This window comes from Pseudoalteromonas sp. PSi26 (assembly GCF_054960575.1).
This window is the reverse complement of record NZ_JBHNYT010000010.1, coordinates 46290-61067: the sequence shown is the minus strand read 5'-3', so window position 1 is coordinate 61067 and position 14778 is coordinate 46290. Positions and strand designations below refer to the sequence as shown.

Genomic DNA, 14778 nt, shown 5'->3' with positions numbered 1-14778 from the left:
TATTCACATATTAATTAAAGCCAACAGCCATGTTGGCTTTTTTATTTACAGGGCTTTTTAAATTAATGAATACCCTTGCAGAGCTTAACACTGGTAAGTTAGCCGGTGCGAAGCACTTACAGCTGGTTGAGCAATTATCTGAGTTTCCAGCAGACATTTTTAAGCTTGCCGATACACTCGAAGTACTTGATCTTTCAAATAACAATTTAAGTGATTTACCAGACGAATTTGCTTGTTTACACCGCCTTAAGCGTGTGTTTTTGTCGTTTAATCAATTTAAACATATACCCTCAGTATTGGCTAAATGCCCTGCTTTAATTATGGTTGCGTTTAAAGGAAACCAAATATCGGTGTTTGCACCTAACAGCCTGCCAAAAAATATTGAGTGGCTTATCCTCACCGATAACAACTTACACGAATTACCTGACGACTTTGGTAATTACAGCCAGCTTAAAAAGCTTGCACTTGCGGGTAATAACCTTAAAAATTTACCGGTAAGTATGGCTAATTGCACTAGCTTAGAGCTTGTAAGGCTCTCTGCAAACAGCCTAATAAAACTCGATGATTGGCTACTAGAATTACCAAAACTTGCTTGGCTTGCTTTTGCAGGTAACGACTTTAATAAAGCGCAGTGTTTAACTAAAAGTACGTTGAAAAATACCCCACTTGAAAAATTTCAGCTTAAAAAAGTAATAGGCCAAGGCGCATCGGGTGTTATTCATCTTGCAAAAGCAGAACGTAATAATGTTGCAGTGAAACTTTTTAAAGGCGCGATCACCAGCGATGGTTACCCTCTTGATGAAGTAAATTGCTGCCTACAAGCTGCTAATCATGCAAACTTAATAAAGGTATTAAGCTACATAGAGCAAAGTGAACAACTTGGCTTAGTAATGGAGTTAATAGATACCAATTATACTAATTTAGGCTTACCACCAAGTTTAGAAACATGTACACGCGATACGTTTAATGACGGTTGCAACTACTCTATTGAAGCTGTTTACAAAATAGCAAAACAAATGGCAAATACGCTTACTCACCTCCATACGAATAAGGTAAGCCACGGCGATATTTACGCCCATAACACCATGATAAATGAACACTATGACGTTTTATTTGGCGATTTCGGAGCAGCTACAAATTTAGCTATGCTTAGCGAATATCAGCAACAGCAAATACAATTAATAGAAGTCCGCGCTTTTGGTTGTTTAATAGAGGATTTACTAAGTACTGTTAGCGCAGCAGTTAAGCAAGACGAATTGTTTGTTAAAATGTCCGATATAGCAACGCGTTCTACCAACAGCGTTATTGCATCGCGCCCTAGCTTTAAAGCATTAAGCACCTTATTAAACGAATTGGTATAAATTAAGCAAAAAAAAGCCTGCATAATGCAGGCTTGGTTGGATAAAGGTAAACTTTTACAGGGTCAATTATAAGTACTGACCTAATGCTTTAACTTGGTCTAACATGCGGTTTGAGAAACCCCACTCGTTATCGTACCAAGCCATTACTTTAACTAGTTTGCCATCAGCTTTAGTTTGCGTTGCATCAAAAATTGATGACGCAGGGTTGTGATTAAAATCAATAGAAACAAGCGGTAGCTCGTTGTACTCTAAAATATCTTTCATTGAACCTGTTGCTGCGGCTTTCATTACTTCGTTAATTTCTTCAGCAGTTGTTTCGCGCTTAGTAATAAACGTAAAATCAACTAAAGAAACATTGATAGTAGGTACACGTACCGACATACCGTCTAATTTACCCGCAAGCTCTGGAAGTACTAAGCCAACAGCTGCAGCAGCACCTGTTTTAGTTGGGATCATAGATTGTGTTGCACTACGCGCACGGTATAGATCTGGGTGGTAAACGTCAGATAAATTTTGATCATTTGTGTAAGCATGAATTGTAGTCATGCTACCTTGCTCAATACCTACTGTGTCGTTAATTGCTTTTGCAATAGGTGCTAAACAGTTAGTAGTACAAGAAGCGTTAGAGATAATGTTGCTATCAGCATTAATTACATCGCTGTTAACGCCGTGAACTACTGTTGCATCTAAATCTTTACCAGGCGCAGATACAATAACTTTTTTAGCGCCTGCTGTAATGTGCTTAGCCGCGTCTTCACGCTTAGTGAAAAAACCCGTACATTCTAAAACGATATCTACGCTTAGCGCTTTCCACGGTAAGTTTGCAGGGTCACGTTCTTGAGTAAGTGTAATTACGTCATCACCAATTAACATGGTGTTATCAGCAAGTGTTACTTTTTTAGAAAATTGACCATGAACTGAGTCAAACTGAGTTAAATGTGCATTTACGTTAGCGGGTGCTAAATCGTTGATTGCTACAATTTTAATTTCACTGTTTTGCTCTGACTCGTAAAGTGCACGTAATACATTGCGACCGATACGACCATAACCGTTAATTGCTACATTAATCATTTTAGACTCCTATTTAAGTTCACTTGCTTGGCGAGCAAGCGCTTCAATGGCTTGCCAGTCTTTATTTTCAATTAGTTGCTTGTCTAGCATCCATGTACCACCAACACAAATAACATTATTAAGTGCTAAGTAGTTAGGCGCAGTTGTTAGGCTAATGCCACCTGTTGGGCAAAAGGTAATGTGTGGTAATGGCCCGCCAATAGACTTAAGCATTGCCGTTCCGCCAGCAGCTTCAGCTGGGAAGAATTTTAAAAACTTAAAACCATGACTTGCTAACTGCATTACTTCGCTTGCAGTTGCAGCCCCCGGTAAAAATGGGATATCTGACTTTTTTGCAAGTTCTAATAACTCAGTACTAACACCTGGGCTAACCATAAAATCAGCGCCTGCAGCCACTGAGGCTTCAAAGCTTGCTTTATCAACTACAGTTCCCGTACCAACAAAAGCTTCTGGCACTTCAGCTTTCATCAACTTTACAGCTTCTGCCGCAATTGGCGTACGCAGTGTAATTTCAAGTGCTTTTAAGCCACCGTTGTATAACGCTCTAGCAAGTGGTGCAGCATCTTCTAATTTTTCGATTACAACCACTGGCACAACAGGTGCCGATGCTAAGATTTTTTCAATACTCATTACTTGTTCCTCATTACCCAGTTTGGCTAATTATTATTCAAGTCCAAAAGCACTCGCGCCTAAATCGGCACTGCTTACTATATTTCTAAATCCTGTAAATAATTCACGTCCAGTACCAAATGTTAAGCTTGGCTGGCTAATTTCAAGCTCACGTTTTGCAAGCTCATCGTCGCTAACATGTACTTTTAAAATTCCGTTAGGGGCATCTAAAGTTACTAAGTCACCCTCTTGAATTTTTGCAATTATGCCACCTTCAACAGCTTCTGGTGCTAGATGTATTGCAGCTGGTACCTTTCCTGATGCACCCGACATACGGCCGTCAGTTACAATAGCGACTTTAAAACCTTGGTCTTGAAGGGTTGCCATTACTGGCGTCAATTTATGAAGCTCTGGCATCCCTTTCGCTTTAGGGCCCTGCTCTTTAAGTACGGCTATAAAGTCTTGGTTTAACTCACCGCGGCTATACGCATCTTGAAGTGCCCCTTGCGAGCTAAATACTTTAGCCGGTGCCGTAACCACTTGATGCTCTTGTGCAACAGCAGATACTTTGATTACCGCTTTACCTAAATTACCAGTAAGCAGTTGTAGGCCACCTTGTTTACTAAATGGGTTACTTACAGGACGAAGCACTTCTTCATCAAGTGAATTTGCAGGGCAATCAACCCATTTAACTTTGCTTGGGCCATTTGAATCGCTCATGATCAGGCTTTCGTCTTTATCTAAACGCGGCTCTGTCATGTAAGGTGCTAGGCCATCACCAAGCATTGTTTTAACATCAGTATGCAGGTAACCTGCGCTTGCTAGTTCGCGCATTAAGAAACCCATACCGCCTGCGGCTTGGAAATGGTTTACATCTGCTGAACCGTTAGGGTAAATACGCGTAAGTAGTGGTACAACTTCTGATAAATCAGACATGTCTTTCCACGTCACTTGAATACCTGCAGCCTTTGCGATTGCAACAATATGAATAGCGTGGTTGGTAGAGCCACCTGTAGATAGCAAGCCAACTAAACCATTAATAATGGTTTTTTCGCTAATTACCTCTGCTAAACACGGGCTTTCTTTATCATCTGTAAGCTGCTTAAGCATGGTTTCTACAGCATTACCTGTTAGTCCATCGCGAAGCTCTGTGTACGGGTTAATAAACGAGCTACCCGGTAGGTGCAAGCCCATTATTTCCATTAACATTTGGTTTGAGTTAGCAGTACCGTAAAACGTACAGGTACCCGCACTGTGGTAAGATGCGCTTTCAGCTTCTAGTAGGTCTTCACGGCTAACTAAGCCTTGTGCAAACTTTTGGCGAATACGTGCTTTTTCTTTATTTGGGATACCAGATTGCATTGGACCGGCTGGTAAAAAGAACACAGGTAAATGGCCAAACGATAGTGCGCCGATTAATAGACCTGGGACAATTTTGTCACACACGCCTAAACAAAAAACACCGTCAAATACGTCATGCGATAATGAAACAGCGGTAGACATTGCAATAACGTCACGAGAAAACAGTGATAGTTCCATGCCATCACGCCCTTGCGTAACGCCATCACACATTGCAGGAACGCCACCCGCTACCTGAGCGGTTGCGTCAAACTTAGTTGCAATGCTTTTTATTACGTCTGGGTAATCTTTGTAAGGTACATGGGCAGATAACATGTCGTTGTATGAATTGATAATGGCTAGGTTTGGCACTTCATCTGCTTTTAAGCGCGCTTTATCGTCGCTGCTGCAGGCAGCCATTACGTGGGCAATGTTGCCACAACCTAATCCCGCACGAACTCTTGTTTGTTTTTTTGCATGCGAAATACGATCTAAATAATCTTGACGGGTTTTTTTACTGCGTTCAATAACGCGTTGGGTAACTTCTTGAATTCGAGGATGTAACATAATTAACTCATCTCTATTAGTTAGAGGATAAAGGCTCAGTAGCAATTACAGACTCCACGTAAATAACTGTACTGAGCATCTTTGATTGACCCGTTCAAAGGTACGATATCAGGGAGCCTCTCACAACAAACCTGACACCGGTGTCACCGTATTAACTCACAGCCATGACACCGGTGTCAAGCCTGACCGCTAAAATTAATTTAACTTTTTATCATGACCAATTAATGAATACTTAAATTCTTGTGTACATCCACACTTTTATCAAGCTGCGGGCAAAAAAAGCCTGAATAAGCGTCACTCATATTCAGGCTACTGTGAAAAAGTATTTTATGGGTTTACGCGAGCTGTTGATTCACGCGTTATTAAACGTGATTCAAGCGTGATTTGAAAGGGTTGCTCTTGTGGCTCGGTAATGTGGTTAATTAATTGGGTAACCGCAAGCTTTGTCATTTCTTCTACTGGTTGCGCTATGGTTGTTAACCCTGGCCAAATATGACGTGCAATAGGTGCATTATCAAAACCGGCTATAGAAATGTCGTCAGGTACACGCAATTGCCTTTGTGTTGCGAGTTTAAGTACAGCCGCGGCCATGTAATCGTTTGATGCAAATACGGCGGTGGGACGAGGTGACAAATCTAAAATGCTGCGCGCGCTGTCTACACCTGAGTGGTAACTAAAGTTACCCTCTTCAACTAATCGCTCGTCAAAATCAATATTATGATCGGCTAATGCACGCCTGTAGCCTTTAAAGCGCTGCTGTGTTGCACTGTGATCGGGGTGACCTTTAATAAATGCAATTGACTTGTGACCAAGGCTGATTAAATGTTCTGTAATTTCAAATGCACCCTGCTCGTCGTTACTACGAACAGAAATAGATTCATCTTGTAAAATTGCGGACGCTACTCTCGCAAACGGGATTTTTTTAGCTGTTAAAAACTCAACCAGCTCAGGAAAATCACCAAAAGGTGGCGTAAGTACAATACCATCTAAACGGGATGTTTGAAATAACTGCTCAACGTTGCTAATTAAAGCCTCACCTCTGCATTCACATGGGTGAATTAGCAAGTTGTAATTGTTTTCTTGGCAAGCGGCTAGAGCCCCCGTTTGAACACGGGTTATGTAGCTTTTACTTGGGTTGTCGTATAAACAACCAATAATAAAACTTCGATTTTGTGCTAACCCACGCGCTATAGGATTCGGCGTGTAATCTAGTTCTTTAAACACAGCGAGTACTTTTTCGCGAGTGGCTGCACTTACGTTAGGCTCATTATTTAGAACCCGCGATACTGTTTTTTTAGACACACCAGCATGACTTGCTACGCTGTTGATTGTTACTTTTTTCATCACTCTATTGTCCACATGCAATCAACAAAATAACTAATTGGCGTTGTGCAAACACGCCGCTGCACCAATTAAAGGTATGTTGTCTTGTGTTACTAATGTAACAGGTATTTGACCTGTGTATTGCGACATAATCCCTTTTTGCGAAAAGCGTTCAACAAAACGGCTTTCAAGTAAACGAGCTTGCATACGCGGTAATATTCCGCCGCCTATAAATAGGCCACCCAATGCGCCATAAGCTAGTGATAAATCGCCTGCTACGCTGCCAATCCAATCACAAAATTGATTTAATGTTGCATCGCACACATCACACTCGCCACTATTTGCTAAACTGCTAATTTGAGCAGCATCAAGGTTTTTAGGCGATTGCCCTTTAACGGCAGCCATTGCTTTATACAAATGGGTAATGCCTGGGCCAGAAAAAACGGTTTCCACGGAAACGTGTTGATGCTCTTTTTTTAGTTCTTGAATTAATAAAGCGTCGAGTTCTGTCACCGCTGCAAGTGATATATGCCCACCTTCGGAGCTTAAAACAGAAGTAGAATGAGATGTTCTAACTAAGCAAGCCGCACCAAATCCCGTTCCAGGCCCCATAACGCCAATGTTTGCATTGTCATCAGCTTGACCTGCTTTTATAACAACATTTTGAGATGGGCTTAAGTAAGGTGCAGCGTAAGCAAAAGCAGCAAAATCATTAATAACATCGAGCTCATTCAATTCAAAATGGGCTTTAAAATCGTTAACACTAAAGTGCCAGCCTAAATTTGTTAAGTGAACCTGACCTGCCTTTATTGGGCCTGCTACCGCTAAACATGCACGTTTTGGTGTAATGTGTGGTACGGTTGTTAGGTAATGCTCTAGTGCTTTTTCAAGTGAGCCAAAGTTAGCACTAGGGAATGTATTATTGTGCTCAATAGTAAATTGATTTGTTGTATCATCAAACGATGTAATTAAAGCAAAGCGCGCGTTAGTACCACCAACATCGGCAACTAAAATAGGATCAAATTGGGTAGAAGAGTTTAGGCTCATGGTGTTATCTCTTTTGTTTAAGCAATCAGTGCTTTTTTGTTCTACAATAGTAAACCATTGGTGTACTTGCTTTAGGCTATCACCCTAAAGCGGCTATCAGAGAAAAAATACTGCCTGTAGCAATTACAAACAGCCAATTCGTTTTGACAACAAAATGATAAAACACAAATATTATGACACCGGTGTCACAGTCAAATCAATAAATAATTTACATTAAACACAAAAAGCTTGAAATATTTAATTAATAAACGAAAATGGCACTATTGTGTATTACATTAACTAAGTTGTGATAATGAAAGGTAAAGCTACATCATTTGATATTGCCCACTATGCAGGGGTATCTCAATCAACTGTATCTCGTGCTTTACGAAATAGTCCGCTTGTCAACGAAGAAACGCGCAAACGTGTCCACGACATAGCAAAAAAGCTCAATTACAAGGTCGACAAAAATGCCAGTAACCTACGCACTCAGCAAAGCAGCACTCTAGCCCTATTATTATTTGAAGACCCTACCTCAGACGAATCACAAATAAACCCATTCTTTCTATCTATGCTTGGAAGCATTACACGCGCGTGTGCAAAAGAAGGCTATGATTTATTAGTGTCGTTTCAATCAGCCAGTGCAGATTGGCAAGCCGATTACGAAGATAGCCACAGAGCCGATGGCATTATTTTACTCGGTTACGGTGATTACATAGACTTTCAGCCTAAATTTAAAACACTGCTTGAGCAAAACACCAAATTTGTATGTTGGGGTGCAACGGTAGACAACAGGCCTGATCTAACAGTGTGCTGCGACAATTACGGCGGTGGGAAACAGGCCGCGGCTCATTTTATAGCCCACAACAGGCAAGACTGTGCTTTTATCGGCGATGCCTCAGACCACAGCCCAGAATTTTTTGCTCGTTTTCAGGGGTTTAAAGACGAACTAGAAGCTAACAACATTGCTATAAATGAACGTAAAATGGCTAACGCTATTTCAACGGAAGAATCAGGCTATCATGCAACTCGCTCACTCATTGCCAATAATATTAAATTTAATGCGTTATTTGCAGCAAGCGACTTAATCGCAATTGGCGCTATTCGCGCACTCAAAGAAGCAAATATTAATGTTCCTAAAGATGTCGCTGTAGTCGGGTTTGATAACATAGCCATAGCCAGCTTTGTTAACCCACCACTGACAACCATAGAGCAAAATACTACTATTGCAGGTCAAATGCTCGTTGAAAATTTACTCAAACTAATCAGAGAAGAAGATGTGCAAAGCACCCTATTACCCCCTGTGTTAATTGCTCGCGGATCGAGTTAAATATTTAACCCGAACTCTGGATGATATATGTATTTCAAACAGCTATATTTGGTGCTAACTGCGTTGAATTCCCATGCAATAGATTAGCTGTTTTCGCGTAAAATCGCCTTGTTTTACTTAAAGTTTGTAGCTAGAAAAAAGTAGAATTAAATTTAATTAAAATTTAGCTGGTTACTAAATCCCCGAACCAAAGTTCAAGTTATTCAATACACAGCGCCCTGTTTCAAATATATTTTTACCTTAAATATAAAAAAACCACGCTATAAACGTGGCTTTTCTTTAATTAGTAGATAAATTTACTTTAGTGCTTTTTCTACCACTGGGTAATAATCCCATACTTGTTTATCGCTTAATGAGCGAACTAGCTTAACGTACTCAGCATGAGTCCATGCCAGTGGTGTTGCTGAGTTAGTACCTTCTCCTAGTTCATAACCCGCTTTGTTAAAACCTACACCATCCCAGACTTGCTCAGGCAGCATCATGCCTTCATTCGCAAACTGCTCTAGACCTTTTACGTAACTATTTCTAATATCAGCCTGCTTAGCATCATTAAGTGTTTTGCTAGCTTTTGCTGCAGCAATTTCGTAATGGCCACGCTCGCCGGTAAAAAATGGCCACACACGACCGCGTTGCCCAGGAGTGTTAGTGCCGCCCTCTGCGTAATTTGTGCCTGTTACTTCATCTTCGCCGTAACCGTCGTTACCGTAACGGCGGTAGCCTGCAAATGTGCCGCTGCCATCTTCAAAACTAAAGGTATATTTTACCTGTAGGTTATCTTCAAGCGTTTCATCGTCATATTCAGGCAATGTTTTAACAATGCTTTCGTCGTTAGCACCACGCACACCGTAGCGTACAAGTTCTAAAAACCCACCATCTAAAATTTGCTTTTTGTTAAACCCTTCCCGGCCATTATTAGCATTAATTTTGGTGTCTGAATTAGCATCTGTGTCTTGACCTATACGAATAAAGTACTCACCGTCGGTATTTTCGCTTTTTAAATTACCCTTTGTAGTAAACATTTGCGATTCTATTTCGCTGTTATACTTCTTAGCCGTTTCTAAATAACGCTTAGCGTTTTTATCGTCACCGCTAAGTGTTGCTATATCGCTGGCTGTTATCAAGCCCGCAACAATTGCAGCCGTCGTAGAAGGCGAGTAACCTTCTTGCTCTTCCCAGCGCTCCTGCTGCGTTGCCGGTGGAGTAATTTGCGTGTCGTTCCATAAAATTTTAGCAAGGCCACCATCAACTAAAAAATCGGCAGCCGGTTTTAGCATTTTACCGTACCAACTTTTAAGTTCATCGTCGCTAAGTACATTGGCTTTATGCAATTTCCAAGCAAGCATAATAGGCATCGCGGTTTGATCTAACTGTACACCGACCCATTCAAGCTCACCATCTACATGTGTTTTTTGTAAAAACCAGCCAGTATCGCCATTATTGCCGGGCGTATTGCTGTTAACTTGTACTTTTTCAAGGTACTCGAATGCTGTTTTAGCAGTGGCTGTATCGCCGAGCGCCATAAATGCCATTGCAACTTGGTAAAAGTCGCGCACCCATACCGCTTTATAACCGGTAGAACCTTCTTTTGCAGATACAGTTTCACCCCATGGGTTTGACAGTGATGCAATAAGTGCACCCGCGTGTGTTTTATCTTCTTGTGCTTTTAAAACCATGGCACTGGTGTACAAAAGTTTGCCGTTATCTGCAGTTTGATCAACCATGCTTGTTAGTGGCTCAAGGCTTTGTAAGTAATCTTGCCAACCTAGCGCGTCGCCTTTACCGTTGTAGTGATCGAGTACGGCTTGGTAACCCTTAGCCAAACTTTGTTCGCCTTGCTGAATACTTTGCTGCTGCGTTTTGCCAAAGCTTAACGCTAAATCAAATGTGGTGTTGTTACTGATATCACCGAGTTCTGCAAGCATGTTTACATTACCTGAAGCATCACCGGTATTCGAATACTGATTATTAATTACTTGCGCTGTTTTAAGTGAGCTTATGCCATCACTTTCACCTGTAAAGCCAACGGTTTGTGCTTTAAAAGGTGAACTTGATTGTAATGTTAAATAGTTATCGCCTTCCCATGCTACAAGCCCTTGTTCTGTTGTTTTAGCAAAGTCACCTAACCCGTTATTATTTATGTACGGGTTAACGTTAACGTAGGCTTTTAAACCCTCTAATTGAGTATTAAATACACTTCGTACAAATAATGTTTGTGTATCTGGGTCGGTAAATATGTGTTTTTCTAAACTAAATCGACCTTGCTTATCGGTACTTGTTACTTTATAAGCGAGTGAAAGTGGCCTGCCTTGCTCATCTTTGTATAAGTAATCAATGGTTACGTCTAAGTCATCAGCCTCGGTTACCGTAAAGTCTTTACCGGTAACAATAAATTGCATGTCTTTTATTTGTGCTTGGTGAATAAGCCCAAACATAGTTTCGGTGATCATTCCTTTAGCAATAGAAAACCATACTTTAGACACATTGCCTGTTGCGGCTGTATCGCTGTACTGGCCTTTTTTATATTCTTCAAACGATGTGCCGATACCTGTTTTGCCTGCATACGCCCAAAATGGCTCTACCCCTGGGGCGCCTGGTGCCGATGTAACTTGTGCTGAAGTACTTTCATTAGTTGTGCTTGTGTTTTGTGCGCCACAAGCTGTTAAACCTAAGGCTAAAAGTGAGGCGGTTATAAGGTTGTATTTTTTCATTGTGTGTCCTTAATTAGAATTTTTAACGCGCATTACGGCTACAGCGGCAACCACAAATGAGGCTGCACCAATTAATAAGGCGTAAATAGGCTGGTTAGAAAATACATGGCGTAAAATAAGCCCTAAAATACTGGCTGCTAGCAATTGTGGGATAACAATAAAGAAGTTAAAAATGCCCATGTAAACGCCCATTTTGTTACTTGGTAAGGCGTTACTTAACATCGCGTATGGTAGCGATAGAATAGAGGCCCACGCAAAACCTACGCCTATCATAGGAATAAGTAACATTTTAGGATCTTGTATAAACATAAAGCTGCCAAGGCCTAATGCGCCAAGCAATAAATTAAAGCAATGCGCCCGTTTTAAACCCATTTTTTTAACTAAAAACGGAATACACATAGCGGCAATAGCAGCAAAACCATTGTAAGCTGCAAATAAAATACCCACCCAATCCGCACCATCGTTGAATGCTTTAGAAGTTGCATCGCTACTACCGTAGTGAAAGCTAGTCACCGCTGAAGTGGTATAAATCCACATAGCAAATAAAGTAAACCAACTAAAAAACTGTACCCATGCAAGCTGCTTCATAGCCTCTGGCATCGTAAAAACATCTTGTACTACTTGGTAAAAGCCACCTTGTGTTTTGTTGGCGCTTTTAAGCGCGGCTGCAATCCACTGAACAATACCAAATGCCAATAACCCACCAGCTAATAGGTACAGCTCTTTTTCAAGCGATAGGCCCATAACTAATGCAAGGGTTGCTAAACCTAACACCACAAAAATAATGGCGCCTTTGTTAAAATTAATATCGGCAATAATTGCAGTGGTGGGCTTTGCTGTTTGCTTTTCAAATTCAGCAAGTTGTTCTGGACTATATTCCTTGGTGCGTGCCACAGTCCATAAGACAGCAACTAATAAAACTACCCCACCCCAGTAAAATGAATATTTAACCGACTCGGGAATTTGCCCAGCCGCTGCAGTATTACTAACATCAAACCAGTTGGTCATCATCCATGGTAACGCTGAGGCTAACACCGCCCCAATACCAATAAAAAAGCTTTGTAAACCATATCCGGTTGCACGTTGTTTTTCTGGCAGGTTATCACCAACCAGCGCTCTAAACGGTTCCATGGTCACATTAATCGAAGCATCCATGATCCATAACATACCAGCTGCAATCCAAAGTGTTGGCGAATGCGGCATAATAAACAACGAAAGTGTTGTTAACACAGCGCCCACAAAGAAAAACGGACGACGACGGCCAAAGCGCCCCCACGTTTTATCGCTCCAGTAACCTATAATAGGCTGAACAATTAAGCCTGTAAGCGGAGCTGCAACCCATAAAATAGGAATATCATCAACTTGTGCGCCTAATGTTTGAAATATTCGGCTTACATTGCCGTTTTGCAGAGCAAAACCAAACTGTATGCCTAAAAAACCAAAGCACATGTTCCATATTTGCCAAAAACTTAAACTTGGCTTGTCACTGTTATTATTTTGATTATTCATTATTAGCCTTATTTGTTAATACTGCGCTGCTAAATGCTTCAAGTGTCAGGTTAAATGTGGCGCCTTGCGAGTGTGTTTTAAGTGCCACTTGCTGTTGCTCAAGTAAATCAACAAGTAGTGAGCTTTCACCCAGTTTTATTACTTGCTCAAGAGATAAATCAACGGAGATACTCTGTGCTTGCTCACTAAAGTTACTTAGTACCAAAATTGTTTGCTGCCCGAGCGTTCGGCTAAACCCAGCAATACGATCGCTGCCTGTAACACTAAGCTCTTGCATATCGCCGCCCACAACAGCAGGTAAAGTATTTAAGGCCATAATTGCTTTGTAGTATTCACGCAATTCAGCTTGTTCGTTATTGAGTTTTGCACCATCAAAGTGACCGTGATTCGTCCATGCTTGATGAGCGGGAACGCCTATGTAATCAAAAATACTGGTGCGAGTAGGCGAACCAAATCCAGCATTTTCAGAAGCATCTTCACCAACATCTTGGCCAAAGTATAATAAGCTTGGTGCACGACTAATTAAGTTAGATACCACCATGGCTGGTTTACCCCAAACTGCACTTCCTGCAAAGTCTGGGCTAGCGATACGTTGCTCGTCGTGATTTTCTAAAAAGTGCAACATGTGTTGCTCAATGTCTGCAACGGTTTTATGCGCATCAAAAATAGTGTTTGCTGGCTGCTTGCTTTGCATAATGGCCTTTAACGTATCGTAAAAGCCCACTTTGTCGTAAAGAAAATCCATTTTCCCTTGGTGAATATAGGCGCGATACATTTTTGGGTTGTAAACTTCCGCCAGTAAAAAGGCATCTGGCTTTTGCATTTTTATTGATGAATTCAAAAAACTCCAAAATTCGACCGGTACCATCTCAGCCATATCATACCTAAAGCCATCAACCCCTTTGTCGAGCCAAAACAATGCAATATCTCTAAATTTATACCAGCTATTAGGAAGCTCTTTATCTTGCCAAAACGCATAATGAACACGGTAATCTTTCGTTTCTATGTTTTTTGGTAGTGTTGGAAAGTCGTAACTGCCGTCTGGTTTAACACCGTAATTCACTTTTACGGTTTCGTACCAATCGTTTATGTCAGGTTTTGGCGCTCGTGCACCATTACCTGTCCATTTTGCGGGGTTTTCGTCAAAAAAGCCGTCCGCAAGTGGATGAGCATTGCCACCTAGGACTTGGTAATTAACATCTGTAGGTACTTGAAAAGACTTTCCTGGTACATAGTAAAAATTATTATTTTTATCGTACTCTTTGCTGGTGTCATCTTCCTCACCAAAGTCTTTAACACCTTTTGGCTTACCCAGCGACTCGTAGTTACGCGCCACATGGTTAGGCACTATATCAATAATAACCTTCATTCCATGATTATGTGTGCGTTCAATAAGCTCACTAAATTCGCCCATTCGGTTAGTAACGTTAATCGCTAAATCGGGGGTTACGTCGTAATAGTCTTTAATTGCATAAGGCGAGCCAGCACGCCCTTTTACAACATCAGGATCGTCTTTAGAAATACCGAACTGCGTATAATCACCCACTAATGCGTGATGCAACACTCCCGTATACCAAACGTGCGTGGTACCTAGTTCTTTAATACCCTTAAGCGCAGCGTTGTTAAAGTCGGCAAATTTGCCCACGCCGTTTTGCTCTTTGCTGCCCCATGGCACATTAGCGGTTTGCGTATTACCAAATAAACGAGTGAAAACTTGATATACAACAGGCTTAGCTAACTCATTAGCTTTGCTCTGTGTTACTTGGGGTTGCTCATCTTTATTACTTTCTGAGCAGCTACTAATTAATAGTGCGCTACATAAAATTGCAGGTGCATAAACTGATTTTTTCATTGTGTGTCTTTTGTCAGTGCGTATCACTTAATACTAATGATTAGTGCAGCAACCATACAGTTGCTGCATACGTATTCAGGCAAA

General features: G+C 41.1%; 10 protein-coding genes. 2 read left to right on the top strand and 8 right to left on the bottom strand.

Features of this window, described 5'->3' with window-relative positions:
- Window positions 1-29 precede the first annotated feature (29 nt).
- Entirely contained in the window at window positions 30-1361 is a 1332-nt protein-coding gene (locus ACFI34_RS12135) for a leucine-rich repeat domain-containing protein (RefSeq protein ID WP_462673685.1), read from the top strand.
- Between the two features lie 66 nt (window positions 1362-1427).
- Here ACFI34_RS12135 and gap read toward each other — a convergent pair whose 3' ends face one another.
- The 5 genes from gap to glk form a co-directional block, all read right to left on the bottom strand.
- On the bottom strand, window positions 1428-2432 hold the full coding sequence (gene gap, locus ACFI34_RS12130; RefSeq protein ID WP_462673684.1) for a type I glyceraldehyde-3-phosphate dehydrogenase: 1005 nt from the start codon (window positions 2430-2432) through the stop codon (window positions 1428-1430).
- Window positions 2433-2441: 9 nt separating this feature from the next.
- A complete protein-coding gene (eda, locus tag ACFI34_RS12125; RefSeq protein WP_462673683.1) occupies window positions 2442-3062 on the bottom strand; it encodes a bifunctional 4-hydroxy-2-oxoglutarate aldolase/2-dehydro-3-deoxy-phosphogluconate aldolase in 621 nt (206 codons plus the stop codon).
- A 33-nt stretch (window positions 3063-3095) separates the two neighbouring features.
- Window positions 3096-4946 (bottom strand): phosphogluconate dehydratase, encoded by a 1851-nt coding sequence (gene edd / locus ACFI34_RS12120; RefSeq protein ID WP_462673682.1) that lies wholly within the window; start codon window positions 4944-4946, stop codon window positions 3096-3098.
- A 327-nt stretch (window positions 4947-5273) separates the two neighbouring features.
- The gene (locus tag ACFI34_RS12115) at window positions 5274-6290 is read right to left on the bottom strand and encodes a LacI family DNA-binding transcriptional regulator (RefSeq protein ID WP_462673681.1); all 1017 of its coding nucleotides are present in this window, start codon (window positions 6288-6290) and stop codon (window positions 5274-5276) included.
- A gap of 33 nt (window positions 6291-6323) precedes the next feature.
- Complete coding sequence (glk, locus tag ACFI34_RS12110) at window positions 6324-7316, bottom strand: glucokinase (RefSeq protein WP_462673680.1); 993 nt, start codon at window positions 7314-7316, stop codon at window positions 6324-6326.
- 292 nt (window positions 7317-7608) lie between these two features.
- Between glk and ACFI34_RS12105 the strand changes: the two genes are divergently transcribed.
- On the top strand, window positions 7609-8625 hold the full coding sequence (locus tag ACFI34_RS12105; RefSeq protein WP_462673679.1) for a LacI family DNA-binding transcriptional regulator: 1017 nt from the start codon (window positions 7609-7611) through the stop codon (window positions 8623-8625).
- 296 nt (window positions 8626-8921) lie between these two features.
- Here the strand turns inward: ACFI34_RS12105 and ACFI34_RS12100 are convergent, their stop codons facing one another.
- The 3 genes from ACFI34_RS12100 to ACFI34_RS12090 are packed head-to-tail and all read right to left on the bottom strand — an operon-like array spanning window position 8922 to window position 14694.
- The gene (locus ACFI34_RS12100) at window positions 8922-11333 is read right to left on the bottom strand and encodes a glycoside hydrolase family 15 protein (protein ID WP_462673678.1); all 2412 of its coding nucleotides are present in this window, start codon (window positions 11331-11333) and stop codon (window positions 8922-8924) included.
- Between the two features lie 9 nt (window positions 11334-11342).
- Window positions 11343-12842 (bottom strand): MFS transporter, encoded by a 1500-nt coding sequence (locus tag ACFI34_RS12095; RefSeq protein WP_462673677.1) that lies wholly within the window; start codon window positions 12840-12842, stop codon window positions 11343-11345.
- A complete protein-coding gene (locus tag ACFI34_RS12090) occupies window positions 12835-14694 on the bottom strand; it encodes an alpha-amylase family glycosyl hydrolase (protein WP_462673676.1) in 1860 nt (619 codons plus the stop codon). Before ACFI34_RS12090 ends, ACFI34_RS12095 begins: the two co-directional genes overlap by 8 nt.
- Between the last annotated feature and the right edge of the window lie 84 nt (window positions 14695-14778).